Below are 22,126 nucleotides of genomic sequence, written 5' to 3'. Positions count from 1 at the left end.
TTCGGCCGATAGTCCAATCCGCCGATTAGTGAATCTGACTTTTGGCAACATTAAGTAACATTTGTCATTTCGTTGCAACAAAAGACGACAATGTCACGATTGTCTGGAGACAAGAATTGTCGAGAGGATCTCAGGCAAGCCGGACGTCGATTTTTCTGGACAGCATTCGGTCGACAAGCAGCGGGGGAACGGCGGAATTCACGACAACCGCGTCGTAGTCACGAAGATCGTTGCCACCGTAAAAGGCCTTCTTGTCGAACATCCCATGGCTGGCAACCAGGATGATCCGCTTGGCCTTTTCCTGCATCGCTTTCCGAACGGCCAGGTCTTCTTCGGTGTCGTAGAAGGTCTTTTCCTCGAAGATCGCATCCGCAGAGACAATCGCCGCATCCGCATCGAGGTCTTTGATTTCCCGGATCGTTTGCGGACCGTGGAAACAGCCAGACCAGGATTTGAAAGTCCCGCCGAGCCCGATGAGAGAAATATCGGGAAGCTCGCGGAAATCGTTCATCAGATCGAGGGAGTTGGTCACGATGGTGAGCGGCACCTTGCTGGCGAGGTACCTGGCTGCGTGCCTCAGGATCGGGGAACCTGCGAGAAAAACGGTCTGGCCGGGCTGGATCAGATCCGCAGCGGCCGCTGCGATCGCCTGATAGTCGCCGTCGTCAGTTGCCGCGGTATCAGCCGGTTCAGCTAAACCAGCAGCACTGGTTCTGGAGGTGATCACACCGCGCGACTTCGAGACAAGCCCGTCCTCGACCAGCGTGTCGATATCGCGATGGACCGTCATCAGGCTGATGCCGAAGCGTTTCGAAATCTCGTCGATGCGCGCACTCTGGCGGCTGTTGACGTAGTCGGCGATCAAACGCCTGCGCGCAATCTGGCGCGCCTGTCGGCTGTCGGTGGGAAGGTGGGCCCGGTTTCCGGGGGAACTGGTGTTGTCCGATGCCACTCTGTGTCGCTTCTGCTGCTGCTCGATCAGCTTCACTTAACGTCAAAGTCCGAATTTGGCAAAGTGGCAGCGTTGCGGTCCGGTTGCCCGGAAAAAAGCGGAGGCACCTTGCGATGCCTCCGTCAGGTGGGGAGGGATTATTGGGTCAGGGTGAAGGCTGCCGTGACCTTGTCGACGTTGTCGGCCGTGATCAGCACGCAATCGAAGAGCTGCTTTTCGCTTTCCGCGCCGGTGGAGCCGGTCTTGATGTACTTGTCGGCCTGGCGGATTGCTTCAGCGGAGAAGACAGCAACCGGCTGCAGCACGGTGTACTGAAGTTCGCCAGCACGGATGGCAGCAACCGCGTCCGGCGAACCGTCAAAGCCACCGACCTTCACCTGGTCAAGCTTGCCGGCTTCCTTCAAGGCGGCGATGGCGCCGAGAGCCATTTCATCGTTGCCGGAAATGACGCCGATAATGTCCGGATTGGCCTGAAGCATGGACTGCATCTTCTGATAGCCCTGGGTACGGTCCCAGTTGGCGACTTCCTGTGCTGCCTTTTCCAGATCCGGGTACTGGGTCAGCACGGTTTCGAAACCGTTGGAACGGGTTGCTGCGTTGTTGTCGGAGGGCGCACCGAAAAGCTCGACGTATTTGCCCTCTTCACCAACGGCTTCCACCCACTGCTGCGCACCGATTGCAGCGCCCTGGGCGTTGTTGGAAACGAGCTGTGCCTGGGCAAGGCCTTCCTGGTTGATTTCAGCGTTGATGAGGAACACCGGAATGCCGGCGGCCACGGCCTTCTTCACCGCGCCGACAGAACCGTCTGCATTGGCCGGGTCGAGAATGATTGCCTTGGACTGGTTGGTGATCGCGGTGTCGATCAGGGTGCTTTCGGTGTTGGTGTCACCTTTATGGGCGCTGACCTGTGCTTCGTAACCGAGCTCTTCCGCAGTCGCCTTTGCCACATGGCCTTCGGTGTACCAGTAGGGGTTGGCCGGGTCGTTGACGATGATCGAGATCAGGCCGTCGGCAAGAGCCGGGCTTGCAATCATCGGCAGGACGGCGGCAGCAGCAAGCAGGGTCCGTCTGGTAAATTTCAACATCGAGTATTCCTCCCTTAGCGTGAATGGGGGTCGCCAATTGGCGGGTATTCCCGCTCCCTAAGTCCTCCGGGAGCGGCGAAATCTGTTCGAGGCAGTGGCTATTTCTTCCGCGCGCTGCCGTATTGGATGGAGTTCATCAGGACGGCGAGCACGATCACGGCACCGGTGAAGACGGTCTGCCAGTAGGACGAGACGCCGATGATCACGAGGCCGTCGGACAGGAAGCCGATGACGAAGGCACCCAGCATGGTGCCTCGGACGGTGCCTCGGCCACCGGTCAGGGCTGCTCCGCCGATCACCACAGCAGCAATTGCGGTCAGCTCGTAGGTCGTTCCCGCGGTCGGGCCAGCGGATGTCAGCTGGGACGAGAGAACAAGACCTGCGATGGCCGCAAGAATGCCGGAGAGCGTATAGACCGACACCTGCACCTTCTTAACGGGAACGCCGGAAAGATCGGCCGCGTGGGCATTGCCGCCGGAAGCGTAGAGCCAGCGACCGAAGGCGGAACGGCTGAGCATCAGGCCGGCAACGATCGCAAGTGCCGCCAGCACCAGAACACTGATCGGTACGCCGAACAGACGGTTGAAACCAAGCCAGTCGAAACCGGTGTTTCCAAGCGAAGGATCGCCTGACAGGTTGTTGTAGGTGAGGCCGTTGGTCATCAACAGGGCAATGCCGCGGGCGACATACATGACGCCGAGCGTTGCCACGAAAGCCGGAACGCGGAACCAGGCGATCAGGATCCCGTTGACTGCGCCAACCAGCGCCCCGACGACACAAGTAATGACGACCACCGCCCAGACCGGCGGATAGACGATGACGCCGAAGGCATCCAGAACGATGCCCTGCATCTGGAAGCCGGCAATGACACCGGACAGGGCCAGAATGGAGCCGACCGAAAGGTCGATGCCGCCGTTCAGGATCACCAGCAGCATGCCGATGGCCAGAATGCCGTAGATCGCCACATGCGAGGACATGATCAGGAAGTTCCCGACCGTGAAATAATGCGGCGACAGTAACGAGAAAACGGCAATGATCGCGATAAGGGCGAAGAAAGCGCGGCCTTCGAGAAGGAGCCGTCCTATATTTTGCTCGCGGGACTGGCGGTTCTTGGCGACCGGTTGCGTGTTGGCGCTCGTAACGCTCATGATCTGATCTCCGTCAGGCGACCACGGCTTCGCCGGAGGCGGCCATGATCTTTTCCTTGCTGATGGTTGAATCGAATTCCGCCGAGATCCGGCCCCGGTGCATGACGATGATGCGGTGGGCGATGGACAGGCATTCGCCGACTTCCGAGGTCGAGTAGATGACGGCCAGACCTTCGCGGGCACGTTCGGCCAAGAGCCGGAACACTTCCGCCTTGGCGCCGATATCGATGCCGCGGCTTGGCTCGTCGAGCATGATCACCTTCGGCTCGGTGGCCAGGATCTTGCCGATCACGACCTTCTGCTGGTTGCCGCCAGACAGCGAGCCGATCGCCGCGTCCGGTCCGGAGGTCTTGACGGTGACCTTGCGGATGCTGGTTTCGATGAGATCGGATTCCAGCTTTCTGGACGTGAAGATGCCGCGCGTGAAATCCATGATGGAGGCAAGCGACAGGTTCTGGCCGACCGTCATTGTCTGGACGAGGCCGTCCTTCTGCCGATCTTCGGGAACAAGCGCGAGACCGTTGGCAATTCTCTGGCCGATCGAGAGTGGCGAGACATTGCCGCCGTTCAGGAGGATGTCTCCCGTCTCCTGCTTCAACCGCCCGGCGACGGTTTCCAGAAGTTCAGTGCGTCCGGCGCCCATCAATCCGTAGATGCAGACGATCTCGCCGGCTTTCACGTCAAGCGACAGGTCGTCGACCACGTTGTAATCCGCACCTGACGGGTCGGCGACGGTCAGATTGCGAATGGAAAGGGCGGTTTCGCCAAATTCGTAACCGGTCGGTGGTGAGCCGAGATCATAGTTCTCGCCCACCATGTTGCGGACGATCCATTCCAGGTCGATGTCGCTGCGTGGCGCATAGGCGGTCATCACGCCATCCCGCAGGACAACCGCGTGATCGGTGATCTGGAGCGCTTCTTCCAGGTGATGGGAAATATAGACGATGGAAACGCCGCGGCTTGTCAGATCGCGAATGACCTTGAACAGCACTTCCACTTCCGAGGCAGAAAGGGCAGAGGTTGGCTCGTCCATGATCAGGATGCGGCTGTCATATGAAAGCGCACGGGCAATTTCGACGATTTGCTGCTGGCCGAGGCGCAGATCCTCAACCGGTGTCAGCGGGTTGATATCCTCTTCCAGCTCCACCATCAGCGCTCGCGTCTGGCGTTCTTCCTCCGCGAAGTCGACCCCCATCGGTCCGCGAATTTCACGGCCCATGAAGATGTTGTCCCGCACGGAAAGGTTCGGCGCCAGGCTCAGCTCCTGGTGGATGATGGAGATGCCTCTGTCCCGGGCTTCGGTAGCCGAGGCAAAGGTGATCGGTGCGCCATCCAGAATGATTTCACCCGTCGTCGGCGTCGTGATGCCGGACAGGATGCGCATCAAGGTCGACTTGCCGGCGCCGTTTTCGCCGAAAAGGGTGGTGACCTGGCCACGATGAATGTCGAAGTTGACACCCTTCAGAGCCTGGATCGCACCGTAGGACTTGGCGACATTACGCGCGGCGAGCACGACTTCGTCTTCCACTGCGGCAACGGGATGGATCGCGTTCATCGAACGGTGACCTCCGTCGGTGTTACCAGCCAGTTCTTGGGATTGATCAGGCGGAACGCGCCGGTAACCTGAATGGTCTTGCCGGTGAGGGCGCTCGTGTCGAGGCCTTCAAGCACCACCTGCTTCATTGCCCGGTTGATGGCGGAAGCGGCGTTCTGATACTCAATCTGGTTCTTGAAATCGCCGAAGGCGATATCCCCCGGGACATCGCGAAGATCCGTGCCGTTGATGGCAGGACCCGTCTGGACGCGAACCCGGATTTCCGACGGCACACCGTCGATCGTGACGTTGTAAAGTCCCGACTTTCCTTCGCCGACGACACCTTCGAACTTCACCGGAATGATCGAGCCGGTAGACGAAGCCGTGCCGTAGGTTTCGGCCAGCTTTGCTTTGTCGGAAAGCGCCAGGGCGCCAATCTCGCTAGCTTCGACCGCCTTTTGTGCAACGAAGTCGCGAATACGCGGGAAAGTGTCCACGCCATAGACGTCAGGTGAAAAAGCCTGTTGCCGAATGTCGCTTTCGGAGCCGACACGCACGACCTTGGTGTCCAGGACTATGGCGCCGGCCACTACAGCGGCGATCGCGACCGCGATCCACTTTCCATAGCTGGGCTTCACGAATGATGAGCCGCCGACTGCTGTTTCGACCTTGGCCATATCTTCCTCCGGCATGCAATTCTCGTTCGGCCGCGACAAGGCTTGCGGCCGGCATGTTCTTCTCGTGTCAGGAGCTGGATGTGTCGGGCGCCCGTTAATCGCGCCCGTTCAGCACGTTCTTAGCGGCTATGCGCAACTGGATGCGCAAATGCCCGGTGCCGCGTGCGGCATTGATCCGCGATGCGCTTCCGGGTGGCCGCCATTTCTAACGTGAAAACCATTGTTCTCCTCCCAGTCCGCGCTTGCGCGGCTTTTTCGTTTGAGGGTCCCGTTCCTGCGAACGCTGCTCCCACCCTCGAACCGGGAGAAATGCCTGCTGCATGCCTCCCAATGACAATCACCCTAGATGAAATAAATTACTTTGTCAGTAAAAAAATACATGCATATGAGATAATAGTGTTATATATAGACTGCAGAAGCTTCGTCCCGAACGGCGCATGCAGGGCTGTGCAAACAGTCAGGATCTGCGAGAGTCCGGTCAGTTGAAGCTTTCTGGGAGGAATGAAATGCAAGCCGAAATAGCGGCTCTTGAGCATGGCTTGGGCGGTGGACGCCATCATGCATAAGGGCGACATTCTTATCGGAATCGACTCCGGCACGTCCGTGGTGAAAGCGGTGGCGTTCGACCTTTCAGGCACCCAGATTGCGGTGGCTTCGGTCACGAATGCCTATGACACTGGCGCCGGAGGTGCCGCGACCCAGTGCATGAGCCGAACCTGGCAGGACTGTGTCACAGCCCTGAAACAGCTTGGTAATCTGGTCGAAGGCCTGAGCGGGCGCACTGTCGCGATCGGCGTGACCGCGCAGGGAGACGGAACCTGGCTGGTGGGGCGGGACAATGTTCCGGTCGGTGATGCCTGGCTTTGGCTTGATGCCCGTGCCGCACCTACTGTCAGCCGGCTGGAAGGAAATGCGCTGAACCGGGCCCGGTTCGAGGCAACGGGAACAGGGCTGAATACCTGTCAGCAAGGCGCCCAGCTTGCGCATATGGACCGGTTTGATTCGGCAAGCCTGGACCGTGCGGAAGTCGCGCTTCATTGCAAGGACTGGCTCTACCTGAACCTCACGGGCGTCCGGGCAACGGACCCGTCCGAGGCAAGTTTCACCTTCGGCAACTTCCGGACCCGGCAATATAATGATGTGGCTATCGAAGCGCTCGGCCTCAGGCACCGGCGGCATCTGCTGCCGGAGATCGTCGAGGGAACGGAAACAACCCACGGCTTGAGCGATGCGGCCGCGCAGGCGACAGGCCTTCGGGCAGGGACACCGGTTTCGCTCGGCTACGTCGACATGGTGATGACGGCACTTGGCGCCGGTGTCTACACGGGCGAAGCGGATGCCGCTTGTTCGACGATTGGCTCCACCGGTGTGCACATGCATGCCAAGCCAGCCGAAGAAGTGCACCTCAATGCTGAAGGCACAGGTTATGTGATTGCGCTGCCGGTGCCGGGCATCGTTACCCAGGTGCAGACCAACATGGCGGCCACGCTCAATCTCGACTGGGTTCTCAACATTGCCGCTGACGTGATGCGCGGCATGGGACAGGATGTCTCTCACCGCGATCTGGTGTCCCACATCGAGGGCTGGCTTGCCGCCGGCAAGCCGGGCTCCATCCTCTATCACCCCTACATTTCCGAAGCCGGCGAACGCGGCCCCTTCGTCAATGCCAACGCCCGCGCCGGATTTACTGGGCTTTCCGCCGCAAATGGCTACGCGGATCTGGTGCGCGCGGTGGCGGAAGGTCTCGGTATGGCCGCCCGTGATTGCTACGCCGCAATGGGAGCACTTCCTTCCGAACTTCGGTTGACCGGAGGCGCGGCACGCTCCCCGGCACTACGTCAGATACTGGCAGCTGCGGTGAACGCACCGGTTCGCGTCTCGGCGCGGGACGAGGCCGGAGCGGCGGGTGCTGCAATGATGGCGGCGGTTGCCACGGGCGTTTATCCGGACATGCGCAGCTGCATCAGCGAGTGGGTCACGCCTTTGCTTGGACAGGCGGAAGCACCCGATCCCGGCCTGGTCCGGTCCTACGAGACTATTTTCCCGGTCTTTGCAGGTCTTCGCAGGGATCTTGCAGGCACATGGGACCTGCTCGCGAAACTGCGCACCGAGAGCCGCGACGAGACGGAACCTGCCAGCAGTGTCACCACAGGAGCATGAAATGACGAGCGAAACGCAGACGATCGATCTTTTGGTGATTGGTGGCGGCATCAATGGCGCCGGCATTGCGCGCGACGCTGCCGGCCGGGGACTGTCCGTCTGGCTCTGCGAAAAGGACGACCTTGCGCAAGGAACGTCATCCCGGTCGGGCAAGCTGGTTCACGGTGGTCTGCGCTATCTGGAATATTATGAATTCCGGCTGGTGCGCGAAGCCCTGATCGAGCGGGAAGTGCTCATGAATTCGGCCAGCCATATCATCTGGCCCATGCGCTTCGTGCTGCCACACAGCCCGGCAGACCGCCCGGCCTGGCTCGTGCGTCTCGGCTTGTTTCTCTACGATCACCTGGGAGGCCGCAAGAAGCTGCCGGGCACCCGGACGCTCGATCTGCACAGGGATCCGGAAGGTGCGCCGATCCTCGACAGTTACAAACGCGGTTTCGAATATTCCGACTGCTGGGTCGACGATGCCCGCCTTGTTGTCATCAACGCATTGGACGCCTTTGAGAAAGGGGCCCGGGTTCTCACGCGTACGGCTGTTGCCAGCGCGCGCCGCGACAACGGAGCCTGGCTGGCAACATTGCGCAACAGCGAAACCGGCGAAACGTCAACAGTTCGAGCCAGGTGCATCGTCAATGCGGCAGGTCCCTGGGTATCCGATGTCATCTTGAACGTAGCCGGATCGAATTCCAGCCGGAACGTGCGGCTGGTCAAGGGAAGCCATATCGTTGTGCCGAAGTTCTGGCAGGGGCAACAGGCTTATCTGGTCCAGAACGACGACAAACGGGTGATCTTCATCAACCCCTATGAGGGCGACAAGGCTCTGATCGGGACCACGGATATCGCTTATGAAGGCCGGGCCGAGGACGTGCAGGCCGAAGAATTCGAGATCGAATATCTGATCAAGGCCGTGAACAGGTACTTCAAGGCAAAGCTGCGCCGGTCGGATGTCCTGACGTCCTTCTCGGGTGTGCGTCCATTGTTCGACGACGGCAAGGGCAATCCGTCCGCCGTAACGCGCGACTATGTGTTCGATCTCGACATGACGGACAATGTCCCGCTTCTGAATGTCTTCGGCGGCAAGATCACGACCTTCCGCGAGCTGGCCGAGCGCGCGATGCACAAGCTGGACCGGATCTTCCCGCAGATGGGCGGCGACTGGACGGAAACCGCCACGTTGCCTGGCGGCGAAATTCCGAATGCGGATTTCGAGAGCTTTTCGGAAACGATGCGGCAGGCCTATCCGTGGATGCCGCGCGCCCTTTTGAAACACTACGGGCGCTGCTACGGAGCAAGAACCAGCCGGATAGTCGGCTCGGCCACCGCACTGGACGGGCTTGGCAGACACTTCGGAGCGCAACTCTATGAGGCCGAGGTGCGCCATCTCGTCAATGAGGAATGGGCGCAGACCGCCGATGACATCCTGACCCGGCGGACCAAACACGGCTTGCACCTGAGCGCGGATGAAAAAGCGGCCTTCTCGAGCTGGTTCAACGCCGAATACGCCGCACGCGCCGCCTGATATCCGGCTCGGACGCCTGCCATTTCCCCGACGACTGGACACTTCATGCCCCTGACGCTTTCGCTCAACACAAACCCGCTGGTCAATCGCTACGCGGATCCCGTGGATCTGATCGAGACGGTTGCACGCGATCTGAAGATCCGCGACCTGCAGTTGACGCACGAGTTCATCAACCCCAGCTGGCCGGCGCCCCTTATCCGGCGGTTGACGCGCGAGATGTCGGCGTCACTTGCCAGGACAGGTGTGCGGGTGACCAGCGGTATGACGGGCCCCTACGGCCGTCTCAATCATTTCGGTCATCCAGATGCCGATGTGCGGCGTTATTATGTAGACTGGTTCAAGACCTTCGCCGACATCATCGGCGATCTCGGAGGCGTTTCCGTCGGCACCCAGTTCGCGATTTTCACCTACAAGGATTACGACGATCCGGTCCGGCGGGACGACCTGATCAGGATCGCCATCGATTGCTGGGCGGAGGTTGCCGAACACGCGAAGGGGGCGGGCCTGGAATATGTTTTCTGGGAGCCGATGAGCATTGGCCGGGAATTCGGTGAGACCATAGCGACCTGCCTTGCCCTTCAGGAGCGAATTTCAGCCACGCCGATGGCCGTTCCGATGTGGATGATGGCCGATATTGACCACGGTGACGTGACCAGCTCAAATCCGGACGATTTCAACCCCTTTGCCTGGGCCGAAGCCGTTCCCCGGGTGTCGCCGATCATTCACATCAAGCAGAGCCTTCTGGACAAGAGCGGCCATCGGCCCTTTACGGCGGAATTCAACGCCCGCGGCCAGATCCATCCCGAGCCGCTCCTGGAAGCTTTGGCGAAAGGCGGCGCCGAGGACAATGAGATCTGCCTGGAACTCAGCTTCAAGGAGCGCGAGCCAAATGACCGGCAGGTCATTCCGCAGATCGCCGAGAGTGTTGCCTTCTGGGCACCTCATATCGATACGGGCCAGCAGGATCTCAACATCTAGCTGATCGCGTCTTCGGCTATTTGCCAACGGGCTTGCGGTAGCAAGGCCCCGATATCTAAGCTATTGAAATCAGGTGACCGTCGCGGTTCGGCTGGCGGCGGCAAGCGGCATTGCGAATTATTGGGAAGGTACGCAAGGTGAGGGATATCGACCCGGAGGAATCGCTCGCGACGCGGGCTGCCTGGCTGCATTACGCCGGTGGACTGACACAGGCGGCCGTGGCAAAGCGGCTCGGGGTTGCCTCGGTCAAGGCGCACCGGCTGATCGCAAAGGCGGCTGCCGAAGGGGTGGTGAAGGTCTCCATTGATGGTGCGATCATCGAATGCGTCGAGTTGGAGGACAGCCTCTGCGACCGTTTTGGCCTCGAATTCTGTGACGTCGCACCGGATCTGGGCGAGCCCGGCATGCCGCTGCGGGCTCTGGGCCAGGCCGGTGCGGATTTCATCCGCCGGGAAATCGAGCGCAAGGAGCACAAGGTCATTGGCCTTGGCCATGGCAGGACGCTTTCCAACGCTGTTCGCCTGATGAGCCGCATGGATGCAGGCGGTGTCCAGTTCGTGTCCCTGCTAGGCGGATTGACCCGTAACTTTTCCGCCAATCCGTACGACGTCATGCATCGCCTTGCCGAAAAGACGGCGGCGAGCGCTTTTGTCATGCCGGTGCCCTTCTTTGCCAATTCGTCGGAAGACCGGGAGGTGCTGCTCGCGCAGCGCGGGGTTCAGGACGTGTTCGACATGGCGAACGCAGCCGATATCAAGCTCGTCGGGATTGGCACCGTCGAGCCACAGGCGCAGCTGGTCTCGTCCGGCATGATCGAACTCAGTGAAATCCAGGAAATCAAGGCCGGTGGCGGTGTCGGCGAAATGCTCGGCCATTTCTTCGATGCCAGTGGACGGACACTGGAAACGACCCTGACCGCCCGCACGCTTGCGGCCACGCTGGATGAACGGGCCGACAGTCAGATCATCGCGATTGCAGGTGGCCCTGAAAAGATCGAGGCCATTCGCGCCATCTTGCGCAGCGGACGCCTGCGTGGCCTCATCACCGACGAGACCACCGCGCATGCCCTGACCGGAGCGTGACCGGTCAGGATGCGCAGATGGCTTGATCAGCCGGCCAGAGACTTCGCCTTGCGGGCAATCTCTTCTTTCGTGATGCCGAATTCCTCGTAGAGACGTTCGGCCGGTGCAGAAGCTCCGAAACCACTCAGGCCGATGACATTGTCTTCACTGCCAGCATAACGGGCCCAGCCAAGTTTTCCCGCGGCCTCGATGGCAATGCGCGGGGCGGTGCCGAGAACGTCGGCGCGGTAGGCGTCCGGCTGGGCGTCGAACAGTTCCCACGACGGCATCGATACGACCGCAACGGCCAGTCCATCGGCTGCCAGGCCCTCTGCTGCCTCGACCGCCAGTGCGACTTCGGTTCCGGTCGCGATCAGCGTGATGTCGCGGCCTTCTCCGAACTGGCGGATGACATAGGCACCGCGTGCCGTCAGGTTTTCCTCTGTCCGCTCCAGGCGCAATTGCGGGACAGCCTGACGGGAAAGTGCCAGAAGGCTCGGTGCATTCTTGGAGCGAATGGCACAGTCCCAGGCTTCCAGCGTTTCAACCGTGTCTGCCGGTCGGAACACCGTCAGGTTGGGGATTGCCCTCAGCGAGAGGAGATGTTCGACCGGCTGATGGGTCGGGCCGTCTTCGCCAAGACCGATGGAATCATGTGTCATGACATAGATGGAGCGCAGCCCCATCAGGGCCGAGAGGCGAATGGCGTTCCTTGCATAGTCGGAAAAGACAAGGAAAGTGCCGCCGTAGGGCAGAAAGCCGCCATGCAGCGCGAGGCCGTTCATGGCTGCGGCCATGGCAAATTCACGAACTCCGTAACCGATATAACGGCCGGACGCTTCGCGCGAAAACTGGCTGTTGACGGCAGGAACACGGGTTAGGTTCGATCCGGTCAGATCGGCTGATCCCCCGATCATTTCCGGCAAGGCCGGGGCAAGGGCTTCCAGGGCCATCTGGCTTGCCTTGCGGGTGGCAGCGGACCTGGGCTCTGAAAAGAGGCTGTCACGCGCGCTGGAGACTGCTGCCTCATAGCCTGCCGGCAAGGTGCCGCTCACGCGTCGTTCGAATTCGCGGCGCTTGTCTTCAGGCGCAGCTGCCAGCCGGTCTTCCCAGGCCTTTCGGCTGTCCTGGCCAACTGTCCCGATCTTCTTCCAGCTTTCTGCGAGTTCATCCGGAATGGTGAAAGCAGGGGCCGTCCATCCGAGAGCCTTCTTGGTCGCGTCCGCTTCGTCCTTGCCAAGTGCCGCGCCATGTACGCCGGCAGTGCCTGCCTTGTTGGGGGAGCCAAAGCCGATCACCGTTTTCAGAGCGATCATCGAGGGTTTGTCGGTGGCTGCCTTGGCTGCGGTCAGTGCGGCGTCGACTGCAGAACCGTCATGTCCGTCGCACGTTTGCACATGCCAGCCACAGGCTGCGAAGCGGGCCGGAACATCCTCGGAAAAGGAAACGCTGGTTGGGCCGTCGATGGTGATGGAATTGTCGTCGTAGAGAACGATCAGTTTGCCAAGGCCCAGATGACCGGCAAGGCTGATCGCTTCCTGACCAATGCCTTCCTGAAGGCAGCCGTCACCGACGATCACATAAGTATTGTGATCTACGAGTTCATCACCGAACTCATCTGCAAGACGCCGTTCGGCCAGGGCCATGCCGACGGCGGTCGCAATGCCCTGGCCAAGGGGGCCAGTGGTGGTTTCGACGCCTTTGGCGTGACCATGCTCGGGATGACCTGCGGTTATCGAACCCCACTGCCGGAAATTTCGGATTTCCTCGATCGTCATGTCTTCATAGCCGCACAGGTGCAGCAGGCTGTAGAGGAGCATGGAGGCATGACCGTTTGACAGCACAAAACGGTCCCTGTCCGGCCAGTCCGGTGTTTTCGCGTCAAACTTCAGGTGTTTGCGAAACAACACGGTCGCTGCATCCGCGAGACCCATGGGCGCGCCCGGATGTCCGGAAGCGGCTGCCTCAACGGCATCTATGGACAACGCCCGAATACAGTTGGCGAGTTTGAAATTTTCCGGGTCCAGGGCTGCTTTCGACGATAGAAATGTGTCTGTAGTCATGAGGTCCTCCTCTGCGCTTACGGCATAGGCGTAGCGGAGGATGTCACAAAAATAAATCACAAAATCACAAAATAACTTTGATTTTGTGATTTTGTGATGTTAGATATCAAGCATCCGGTGAACGCCGGACGAGGAGGATTTGCGTGAAACGCGAAGAACGAAGACAGGCGATCATGGATCTGCTCGTGGAGCACAGGGAAGTCGATCTCGACGACCTTGCGGAGCGATTTGCCGTCTCGAAAATGACAATTCATCGGGATCTGGACGAGCTCGAACAGGCCGGCGTGCTGCGCAAGGTGCGCGGGGGTGCCACTGCGGATTCAGGAACGCAGTTCGAAAGCGACTTCCGCATCCGGGCCCGCCAGGACGCGGCCGCGAAGGAGCGGATGGCCCGTGCGGCGCTCGAGCTGATCGAGCCCGGCATGACCGTGATGATCAACGACGGTTCGATGGCCGCAGTTCTCGGCTCAATGCTGCCGGAAAAGCGGCCGCTGACGGTCATCACCAACAACGCCGCCATTCTCGATGGTTTGCGGGATGAGCCCGGCATAACCCTTTTAGGCCTCGGCGGCGTCTATTCGGCCAAGTTCAACGGCTTTTTCGGCGTCGTTACCGAAGCGGCGCTGTCGCAGTTGCGCGCGGATATCGCTTTCGTGTCGACCCCGGCCGTAGCGGACCTGAAGGCCTTTCACATGGACGACAACGTCGTTCGTTCCAAGCAAAAGATGATGGGTGCCGCGTCTCGGCGCTGCCTGCTCGTCAATCACACGCGTTTCGGACGCACCGCACTTCATACCCTCGCCGATCTGGATCGGTTCGACTGGATCATCACGGATGACCAGCCGGCCGGAAATGCGGCGAAGGAAATCGAGGCTGCGGGGCTCAAGCTGATGATCGCAAAGGACTGAGCGAATGGCTGCCCTCACCGGAAAATGGGTCGGTACGAGCTGGAAAATGAACAAGCTGCTGGCGGATGCCAGACGGTTTGCGGACGGGCTTGTCACGTCCGACGCGGATCGGGATCCCCGGATCCAGCGGTTTGTCATCCCTCCCTTCACCGCGGTGCGCGAAGTGAAGGCGATGCTCGCAGGCACATCGGTGAAGGTCGGCGCGCAGAACATGCACTGGGAAGATGCAGGGGCGTGGACGGGAGAAGTCTCGCCGCTCATGCTGACCGATTGCGGTCTCGACATTGTCGAACTTGGGCATTCCGAACGGCGCAGTTTTTTCGGTGAAACCGATGAGACCGTCGGCCTGAAGACCGAAGCGGCCGTGCGTCACGGGCTCGTTCCGTTGATCTGCATCGGTGAAACGCTGGCGGAAAAAGAGGCCGGACAGGCACAGGCGGTGCTTGAGGCGCAGGTTCGCGCGGCTCTTGGCAATCTGTCCGATGGGCAGAAACAGGCCGAGATCCTCCTTGCCTATGAACCGGTCTGGGCAATCGGCGTCAATGGTGTGCCGGCAACGTCGGACTATGCCGACGCTCGCCAGGCGGAGATCATTGCCGTTGCCGAGGACGTTCTCAACCGGCGTATCCCCTGCCTCTATGGCGGGTCGGTCAATCCCGGAAACTGCGAAGAGCTCATTTCCTGTCCTCATGTGGACGGGCTGTTCATCGGGCGATCCGCCTGGGAAGTCGAGGGTTATCTCGACATTCTCGCCAGGTGCTCGTCGAAACTCGGAGAGGTTTGACATGAAACTTGCAATTGCGGGCGACAGTGCAGGCGAAGGCCTTGCGAAACTGCTGGCGGACTACCTGAAGGATCGTTTCGAGGTCGACGAGATCTCCAGAACGCCCGAAGGGCCGGATGCGTTTTATGCCAATCTGTCCGAGCGTGTTGCCAGCCAGGTGATCTCCGGTGCCTACGACCGGGCGATCCTGGTGTGCGGAACCGGTATCGGAGTGTGCATTGCCGCCAACAAGGTGCCGGGCATTCGCGCCGCACTGACCCACGACACCTACTCCGCCGAGCGGGCAGCCCTTTCCAACAATGCCCAGATCATCACCATGGGCGCGCGTGTGGTTGGCCCCGAACTCGCCAAATCCATCGCCGACGCCTTCCTGAAGGAAACATTCGACGTCAACGGCCGTTCTGCTAGCAATGTTGACGCGATCAATGCCGTCGATTCGAAGTATCATGCGGTCTGATTGAAATTGCTGACCTGAGGAATGATGAGACCATGCTGAGACTTCCGAACGATACGGACGTGAATGCCGAAACGCTGCAGGCGTATCTGGCAAGACAGCATGGGGCGAGCGATACCGCCGCCGTTCTTCAGGCCATTGCGGATGCGACCGGCGTCCTGGCAGACAGGCTTGCCGCAGGCCGCTTGCCGGGGGACCCCGGCGAGGTCGTCGGCACCAATGAAAGTGGCGACAAGCAGAAGGCACTCGACGTCGGTGCCCATCTTCACATGGTCGAGGTGTTGCGGGCAGCGGGTGTCCGCCAGCTTCTTTCGGAAGAAGCCGAAGAGATTATTCTTCTCAATCCGGAAGGCACGCTCGACGTTGCCATCGACCCCATCGACGGGTCCGGCAGTATCGGAACAGGCGCTCCGCTCGGGACCCTGTTCTCGATCCTGCCGGCATCGGACCAGGGTTTTCTGTGCACGGGCAGATCCGTCATTGCGGCGGGATATGTTTCGTTTGGCCATTCCACAGACCTGGGGTTCAGCCTGGGCAACGGCCTTCACCTTGCAGTCTTTGACCGCGCCACGGGTGTGTTCCGCATGTTGCGGGAGAACCATCAGGTGCCCGCAAAATCAAGAACACTTGCCTTCAACGCCTCCAATGCCCGTCATTGGCCGGATGCGGTCCGGCGCTTTTCCGATGACGTTCTGAAAGGCAAGGAGGGGCGTCTTGGCGAAAACTACAACATGCGCTGGCTGGCATCCGCGGTTGGCGAATTTCACCGGATCCTGCTTCAGGGCGGTTTGTTCTTTTATCCGGGCGACCGGCGGCCCGGCTATGAGAACGGGCGCCTGCGTCTGGTCTATGAAGCGGTGCCGATCGCGTTTCTGATCGAGCAGAGCGGCGGCAAGGCAACGGACGGGCAAACGCCTATCCTCGACCTGATGCCCGAAAGCCTGCACCAGAACATTCCGTTGATTTTCGGGTCACCCGAAAACGTCGACATGTTCATTACCTATTGCACGGACAACACCTAAGGAGCTTTTGATGGCCCGCATCACTTTGCGTCAGCTGCTGGATCACGCAGCTGACAACGGCTACGCTGTGCCTGCGTTCAACATTTCCAACATGGAACAGGGCATGGCTGTCATGCGCGCCGCGGCCGATTGCGATGCGCCGGTCATCCTGCAGGCAAGCAGGGGCGCACGGGCCTACGCCGGTGACAGGGTGCTGGCCCGCCTGATTGATGGGTTCGCCGAAACCTATCCCGATATTCCCGTCTGCATGCATCTGGACCACGGCAACAACCTGGCAACCTGCGTGACGGCTATCCAGCATGGCTTCACCTCCGTGATGATGGACGGGTCGCTGGAAGCGGATGGCAAGACGCCTGCCAACTATGCCTACAACGCGGGCATCACCCGGCAGGTCGTGGACATGGCTCATGCGGCCGGTGTTTCGGTAGAAGGCGAACTTGGCGTGCTCGGCTCGCTCGAAACCGGAATGGGGGATCAGGAAGACGGGCATGGCGCGACCGAAAAGCTGAGCGAAGACCAGCTCCTGACCGACCCGGCAGAGGCTGAACGCTTCGTTGCCGACACGGGTGTCGATGCGCTTGCCGTTGCCATGGGCACCAGCCACGGCGCCTACAAGTTCACGCGCAAGCCGGATGGCAGCGTTCTGGCAATGAACGTGATCGAGGCCATTCATGCCCGTCTGCCGAATACACACCTCGTCATGCACGGATCGTCTTCGGTGCCGGAAGATCTCCAGGAAATCATCAATTCCTACGGCGGTGATATTCGCCCGACCTGGGGCGTTCCGGTCGAGGAAATCCAGCGCGGCATCAAGAGTGGTGTGCGCAAGGTGAACATCGACACTGACAACCGCCTGGCAATGACGGCAGCCGTACGCAAGGCCCTGACGAACGATCCGTCCGAATTCGATCCACGCAAATACCTGAAGCCGGCCATGGAGTTGATGGCGCAGGTGTGCCGCGACCGTTTCGAGGCTTTCGGAACAGCCGGCCACGCCAGCCGCATTCGCCCGCTGCCGCTGGAAGCGATGGCACAGCGCTATATCTGAACATCACGCGTTATTGGTCTGGCCAAACTAGGTTTTTCGAATGATATCGCCGAGTTACGCCAGCTCTGCGCGGAGCCAGGCGATCAACTGGTCGACGGCATTGTGCCGCGACTGTTTGGTGCCTCGGTAAACCGAGATTTCGCTTGGTCTCTTCAGGGCAACATCACAGATGGAGCGCAACTTGCCTTCGTCGATCAGGCCGTCCACCGTGCGCTTCCAGCCGAGGGCAACACCCTGACCGGCAACGGCGGCCTGAAGAACAAGCGGGTAACTGTCGAAATAGATGACCTTCTTGTGGGCGGATCGCGGAACGCCGATAGCTTCGAACCAGTCCGGCCAGTCGAACCAGTCCTGTGGCACCACACGGTGCGACAGGAGCGGCAAGGTGGAGACCTCTTGCGGTGTCAGCGGCAACGAAACGTCTTTCAAGAGCGCCGGAGTGCAGACCGGGAAGATCTCGTCGGATGCCGTGAACACCAACCGTGCCGCTCCGGCCGCCCGCCCGGTGGTCTGAAGGGCGACGTCAAATGGTTCGCGAGCTTCCGTCAGGGGTTCCAATGCGCTGACCAGTTGAAGCTGGATTTCAGGATGTGCCGCATGGAAACCAGAGAGACGCGGCATCAGCCAGTAGAAGGCTTCGCAAAGCTGGCATCGCAGGACGATGGTATCTGGATCGCCTGTCCCGCGGATGGCGGCAACTTCCGTGCGGATTGCCCTGAGGGCTTCTCCGACAACCTGGCCCAGGCGTTTTCCTTCCTCGGTCAGGAACACCGCGCGGTTGCGCCGCTCGAACAGGCGGACACCCAGTTCCTCTTCAAGCTGACCAATTTGCCGGCTGATGGCCGTCTGGGTCAGGCCGAGTTCATCGGCCGCGCGTGTGAAACTTTCATATCGCGCAGCAGCCTCGAACGGTTTCAGGCGGGCCAGTGAGAGGTCGTCCTTATGCATGCGTTTCAGTCATGTATTTCTCGAAATTTCTCATTTTTACAAAGATAAGAGACATGCTTCCATGCTGAAATGATATCTTTATTTCTGCTGAAACAACAAGCTGGATCGCTCCTTGCCGGGATCATTTCGATTACCGGAGCAGTGCTGTTGCTGTCCTTGTCCGACGCCTTGGTCAAATTGAACAGCGGCGGTATCGCGCTTGGGCAGTTGCTTCTGGTCCGCTCACTCGTCGCAGCCATTCTGCTTGGGCTGGCGTTTGCGTACACAGGGCGCCCATCGCAGCCGCTTCTTGCGGCAAACGCCTGGGTCTGGACGCGCAGCGTATGCCTTGCGCTGATGTGGGGCTGTTACTACGCCGCATTGCCGCTGATGCCGCTGTCACTTGCGGCAGCCTGCTATTACACCGCGCCCCTGTGGATGGCCATTCTGACATCTGTCTTTCTGGGAAGGCCCGTGGGTGCGAAAGGCACGGTTTCAATTGTCCTCGGGATGGCGGGAGTTGTCATGCTCCTGCGGCCGGGAATTGACGGCCTATCTGCGGCAATGGTCTTGCCCTTGCTGGCAGGCTTCTTTTATGCGCTTGCGGCGGTCGTCACGTCGGCCAGGTGCCGGAAGGAGGCTCCGCTGGCAATGGCGTTCAACCTGAACCTGGTGCTTGCCCTGGCGGGCGGTGCCTATGCGCTGGCGCTTCATCTCTTTTCCGTCCCTGCCGGGGCAGGGTTCCTGCTGAGCGCCTGGCCAGCTCTTTCAACTGCTGCCTGGGGTCTTCTGATCCTGCTGGGTCTTCTGCTTGCCTTCATTACGGTGGCCGTGGCATTTGCCTATCAGTTGGCACCGGCACCTCTGATCGGGCTTTTCGACAATGGTTATCTCGTTTTCGCGGTGGTTTGGGGTGTCGTCTTCTTCGCGGATATGCCAGACAGGGCAGATCTGGCCGGCATACTCCTCATCGGGTGTGCCGCGCTCCTCGCCTCTCTGCCTCTTGCCGCAACCCGTCACTGCCTGACCCCAAGGGAGAGTTGAACGTGTCTCTGGAAACCTGGCTTGCCTACACACTCGCTTGTGTTGTTCTGACCATCATTCCGGGTCCGAGTGTCATGCTGGTTGTCGGGCAAACCTTGATGCGCGGCAAAACTGCTGCAGTGATGTGCATTCTCGGCGACGTTGTCGGAAGTATTATTTTAACAGGCCTTTCCTTCGCAGGTGTCGGCGCTATTCTGGCCGCGTCCACGGTGCTGTTCCAGATCGTGAAATGGACAGGCGTCGTCTATCTCGCCTGGCTGGGGTACAGCCAGATCAGGGAGGCACATCGCGACAGCGTTTCCCTTGAACCGGGCGTACGCACAGGGTCTGCGTGGGGCAGCTTCTGGGCAGGTACCCTGACGGCTATCTTCAATCCCAAGGCGATCGTCTTTTACATGGCCTTCCTCGCCCAGTTCATCGACCCGGCCGCGGACATGACGGTTCAACTCGTTGTGCTGACGCTGACCTCGAGCGTTGTCGTCATGGTGCTTCTGGCGGGCTATGCGTTGATCGCCGCGCGTGCGCGCAAACTTTTTCAGACACGCCTCGCCCGGCGCCGCATGGGCTATGCCGGGGGCGGGTTCATGATCGGTGGAAGCGCCTTGATGGCGGTAACGCGCTGAAGCAGAACCGTCCGTCGGAACGGTCAGTCGTCCCGGGCTTCGGCTTCACGGCGTTCAAACGACACCAGCGAACCGTCCGGCAGAACCTGGTGAATGTCGACGGGCGCGCCCGTCTCGTCCAGCTCCACAAGGCCGATCCCCGACGCGTTCAGGATCCGGCGGCCATGTGGCGTTCCAACGGGTTTGCGCGGAATGACACGCATACCACGGCGCTTGGTGAACCAGTTCAGCGGCGAACGGGGTGAAAAAGCCCATCGGTTGCCGCGATCCAGGATCTTGATCAGCTTGTCCGGCCATTTGTTCTTTATCCCGCTGCTGCAGATCTGCCAGATCTTCGGACCGTCGTCGGTTGCACCGGACAGGCTCGGTGCGGTCTGGCGCAGTTCGACGTCATAGACGAACGAGTAGTGCACATCGCCGGAGAGGATGACGAAGTGCTGGGGGGTGCCGCGGTGACCGAACACATTCAGGATCGCACTGGCGGTTCCCGAATGCGCCATCCAGTATTCCGCGTCGACAGTCAGCGGCTTGCCGGCCAGCGTGAACATCTTCTGCACCGTTTCGATCAGCTTGACGCCGAAGATCGGGGCAGCGGACACAAGCAGAACGGCGTCCTTGCCTTTCAGGTGGGTCTGAAGGTCGGTGGCCGCTTCCCAGTCCAGAAGGCCAGACGGATTATGCGCATTGCGTTCTGACCGCCAGCGCCGCGTGCGCGTGTCCAGAACGATCAACGGCGGGGACGTCTGCCACTGGTAGTCCCACTCCTCGTACTCCAGCAGCGTGGTGATCGCGGTCTCATGCGCCTCGGAACCGGGATCGGCAAGGGCGGCCTGCACGGGCGGAAGAATGTCCGGACCGATCGTGCGTGCCCGGTTCCCCCAGGCCTGGTTCAGAGCATAGGCGACCAACGCATTGCCGATAACCCGGCGCGACAAGGGGTGGCTGTAAGCGGCCTGCTCCCACGCAAGCGACAGGTTCCAGTCGTCGGTGATGTCGTGATCATCAAAAATCATCGCCGTCGGAAGATGCGCCATGACCCGTCTGCAGGCAGGCAGATCAGTCCGGAAATCCTTTAGCGTCGCCGTCTCTTCGGCGTACATCTCCGCGTCCTTGGCCTCCAGGCCTTCCGGCGCTTTCAGCTCCGGCATGCCTTGCCAGGACGCGGGCGACCAGACCAGCAGATACATGGCCAGCATTTCGCCAAGTGTGACGAGGTGGTTGCGGGCGTGCTGGGTTGTGAAAACCGGTTTTTCGGTGCCTCCGAACAGGACGTCGAACACGGTCTTGTTCTTGTAGACCCGGGGCAGAAGCGTATCGCGGTGATAGAGCAGGTTACCGACATTCCGCAGTTCGTTGCCCGACGTCGGCAGGCCAGGCTCAACGCCGTCCAGCGGTTCGTCCGGCAGGCCCAGTTTTTCGACAAGCAGGCTGATTGCCTGCAGCATCGGTCCGGCAACGTCGTCGGCATAAACCTGGTCACCGCTCATCACGAGCAGCGATGGCAAGGCGGGAATGTTGGCTGTGGTTTCGCCCTCAGGGCCAAGGGCCTGCCTCAGGACCACGTCGGCTCCGGCAAGGCCGTCAGGGGTTTGCGCATGCGGCTTGCGGCAGGACCCGTGAAACAGGGAGGTGATACGGTCCGGCACCTTGAAACAGGGCAAGTCACGTCCCGGATAGCAGAGATCGGGCGCCCACACCGTGTGATCCTGCCACGCTGTCCCTGCTTCACCAGTCGGCTTGACGCTCAGGCGATAGGAAATCAGGACATCGATGGGGAGCGAAGTGCCCAGTTCGATATCGACGAGATGATAATAGAGGCTCTCTCCCGCCTTCAGAACCTGCCAGTCCTGGTCGCCGGTTTCATATGTCTGGTTAAGGTCCGGCTGTGCTTCGGGGAAAAACTCAAATCGAACATCGCAATGTCGGGATGTGGCGAGCCAGACGCTAACGTTGTTCGCCGTGACATGGCGCAGGATCGGTCCCGCCAGGACGATCGGGAGACCGGCTCCAACTGTCATTCTGAACTCCTCATCCGTCTGCCAAACACACACGGTGTGAGTGCTCAACTGTCTTCGTCATTCTGATCTTGTTGACGTAGACATATGAACTGCAGTGCCCGCATCCAAGTGCCTGCAGAAG

The 22,126-nt window shown here is 60.3% G+C and carries 19 protein-coding genes; 11 read left to right on the top strand and 8 right to left on the bottom strand.

Going from position 1 to position 22,126, the window contains the following annotated elements; translation table 11 throughout:
- Positions 1 to 130: 130 nt before the first annotated feature.
- The 5 genes from ACVDG9_RS27155 to ACVDG9_RS27135 all read right to left on the bottom strand — a co-directional run bounded on the left by ACVDG9_RS27155 (position 131) and on the right by ACVDG9_RS27135 (position 5,411).
- Entirely contained in the window at positions 131 to 988 is an 858-nt protein-coding gene (locus ACVDG9_RS27155) for a DeoR/GlpR family DNA-binding transcription regulator (protein ID WP_447239477.1), read from the bottom strand.
- A gap of 101 nt (positions 989 to 1,089) precedes the next feature.
- Complete coding sequence (locus ACVDG9_RS27150; RefSeq protein ID WP_023001437.1) at positions 1,090 to 2,037, bottom strand: D-ribose ABC transporter substrate-binding protein; 948 nt, start codon at positions 2,035 to 2,037, stop codon at positions 1,090 to 1,092.
- 98 nt (positions 2,038 to 2,135) lie between these two features.
- Positions 2,136 to 3,185 carry an ABC transporter permease gene (locus ACVDG9_RS27145; protein ID WP_447239476.1) on the bottom strand — a complete coding sequence of 350 codons (1,050 nt, stop codon included), beginning with the start codon at positions 3,183 to 3,185 and terminating at the stop codon, positions 2,136 to 2,138.
- Positions 3,186 to 3,198: 13 nt separating this feature from the next.
- Complete coding sequence (locus ACVDG9_RS27140) at positions 3,199 to 4,740, bottom strand: sugar ABC transporter ATP-binding protein (RefSeq protein ID WP_447239475.1); 1,542 nt, start codon at positions 4,738 to 4,740, stop codon at positions 3,199 to 3,201.
- Positions 4,737 to 5,411, bottom strand: coding sequence for a DUF2291 family protein (locus ACVDG9_RS27135; protein ID WP_296598009.1), 675 nt, complete (start codon positions 5,409 to 5,411; stop codon positions 4,737 to 4,739). Before ACVDG9_RS27135 ends, ACVDG9_RS27140 begins: the two co-directional genes overlap by 4 nt.
- 540 nt (positions 5,412 to 5,951) lie before the next feature.
- Here ACVDG9_RS27135 and ACVDG9_RS27130 point away from each other — a divergent pair.
- From ACVDG9_RS27130 to ACVDG9_RS27115, 4 genes are all read left to right on the top strand, one after another.
- Positions 5,952 to 7,556 (top strand): FGGY-family carbohydrate kinase, encoded by a 1,605-nt coding sequence (locus ACVDG9_RS27130; protein ID WP_447239607.1) that lies wholly within the window; start codon positions 5,952 to 5,954, stop codon positions 7,554 to 7,556.
- Between the two features lies 1 nt (position 7,557).
- Positions 7,558 to 9,075 carry a glycerol-3-phosphate dehydrogenase gene (locus tag ACVDG9_RS27125; protein ID WP_447239473.1) on the top strand — a complete coding sequence of 506 codons (1,518 nt, stop codon included), beginning with the start codon at positions 7,558 to 7,560 and terminating at the stop codon, positions 9,073 to 9,075.
- Positions 9,076 to 9,120: 45 nt separating this feature from the next.
- Positions 9,121 to 10,053, top strand: coding sequence for a sugar phosphate isomerase/epimerase family protein (locus ACVDG9_RS27120; protein ID WP_447239472.1), 933 nt, complete (start codon positions 9,121 to 9,123; stop codon positions 10,051 to 10,053).
- Positions 10,054 to 10,199: 146 nt separating this feature from the next.
- Positions 10,200 to 11,135, top strand: coding sequence for a sugar-binding transcriptional regulator (locus ACVDG9_RS27115; RefSeq protein ID WP_055661105.1), 936 nt, complete (start codon positions 10,200 to 10,202; stop codon positions 11,133 to 11,135).
- Between the two features lie 26 nt (positions 11,136 to 11,161).
- Here the strand turns inward: ACVDG9_RS27115 and tkt are convergent, their stop codons facing one another.
- Entirely contained in the window at positions 11,162 to 13,177 is a 2,016-nt protein-coding gene (tkt, locus tag ACVDG9_RS27110) for a transketolase (protein WP_447239471.1), read from the bottom strand.
- Between the two features lie 143 nt (positions 13,178 to 13,320).
- On the opposite strand from tkt, the gene ACVDG9_RS27105 reads away from it, so the two are divergent.
- The 5 genes from ACVDG9_RS27105 to fba are packed head-to-tail and all read left to right on the top strand — an operon-like array spanning position 13,321 to position 17,393.
- Positions 13,321 to 14,085 (top strand): DeoR/GlpR family DNA-binding transcription regulator, encoded by a 765-nt coding sequence (locus tag ACVDG9_RS27105; RefSeq protein ID WP_447239470.1) that lies wholly within the window; start codon positions 13,321 to 13,323, stop codon positions 14,083 to 14,085.
- Positions 14,086 to 14,089: 4 nt separating this feature from the next.
- Positions 14,090 to 14,869 (top strand): triose-phosphate isomerase, encoded by a 780-nt coding sequence (locus tag ACVDG9_RS27100; RefSeq protein ID WP_075281771.1) that lies wholly within the window; start codon positions 14,090 to 14,092, stop codon positions 14,867 to 14,869.
- Between the two features lies 1 nt (position 14,870).
- Positions 14,871 to 15,326 carry a D-erythrulose-4-phosphate isomerase gene (gene derI, locus ACVDG9_RS27095; RefSeq protein WP_023001425.1) on the top strand — a complete coding sequence of 152 codons (456 nt, stop codon included), beginning with the start codon at positions 14,871 to 14,873 and terminating at the stop codon, positions 15,324 to 15,326.
- A gap of 32 nt (positions 15,327 to 15,358) precedes the next feature.
- The gene (locus tag ACVDG9_RS27090) at positions 15,359 to 16,345 is read left to right on the top strand and encodes a class 1 fructose-bisphosphatase (protein ID WP_447239469.1); all 987 of its coding nucleotides are present in this window, start codon (positions 15,359 to 15,361) and stop codon (positions 16,343 to 16,345) included.
- 10 nt (positions 16,346 to 16,355) lie between these two features.
- On the top strand, positions 16,356 to 17,393 hold the full coding sequence (gene fba / locus ACVDG9_RS27085; protein WP_447239468.1) for a class II fructose-bisphosphate aldolase: 1,038 nt from the start codon (positions 16,356 to 16,358) through the stop codon (positions 17,391 to 17,393).
- A 54-nt stretch (positions 17,394 to 17,447) separates the two neighbouring features.
- On the opposite strand, the gene ACVDG9_RS27080 is transcribed toward fba, so the two are convergent.
- Positions 17,448 to 18,341, bottom strand: coding sequence for a LysR substrate-binding domain-containing protein (locus tag ACVDG9_RS27080; protein WP_447239467.1), 894 nt, complete (start codon positions 18,339 to 18,341; stop codon positions 17,448 to 17,450).
- 69 nt (positions 18,342 to 18,410) lie between these two features.
- Between ACVDG9_RS27080 and ACVDG9_RS27075 the strand changes: the two genes are divergently transcribed.
- Together ACVDG9_RS27075 and ACVDG9_RS27070 are read left to right on the top strand one after the other, a co-directional pair.
- Positions 18,411 to 19,364, top strand: coding sequence for a DMT family transporter (locus tag ACVDG9_RS27075; protein ID WP_447239466.1), 954 nt, complete (start codon positions 18,411 to 18,413; stop codon positions 19,362 to 19,364).
- Positions 19,365 to 19,366: 2 nt separating this feature from the next.
- The gene (locus ACVDG9_RS27070; protein WP_367021801.1) at positions 19,367 to 19,987 is read left to right on the top strand and encodes a LysE family translocator; all 621 of its coding nucleotides are present in this window, start codon (positions 19,367 to 19,369) and stop codon (positions 19,985 to 19,987) included.
- A 23-nt stretch (positions 19,988 to 20,010) separates the two neighbouring features.
- Here the strand turns inward: ACVDG9_RS27070 and ACVDG9_RS27065 are convergent, their stop codons facing one another.
- Positions 20,011 to 22,005, bottom strand: a complete 1,995-nt coding sequence (locus tag ACVDG9_RS27065; RefSeq protein WP_447239465.1) for a metallophosphoesterase family protein — start codon at positions 22,003 to 22,005, stop codon at positions 20,011 to 20,013.
- Positions 22,006 to 22,126: the final 121 nt, after the last annotated feature.

The organism is Roseibium sp. RP-7, from assembly GCF_053005225.1.
Note: the sequence above shows the minus strand (reverse complement) of the source record. Positions and strands in the feature narration are given on the sequence as shown.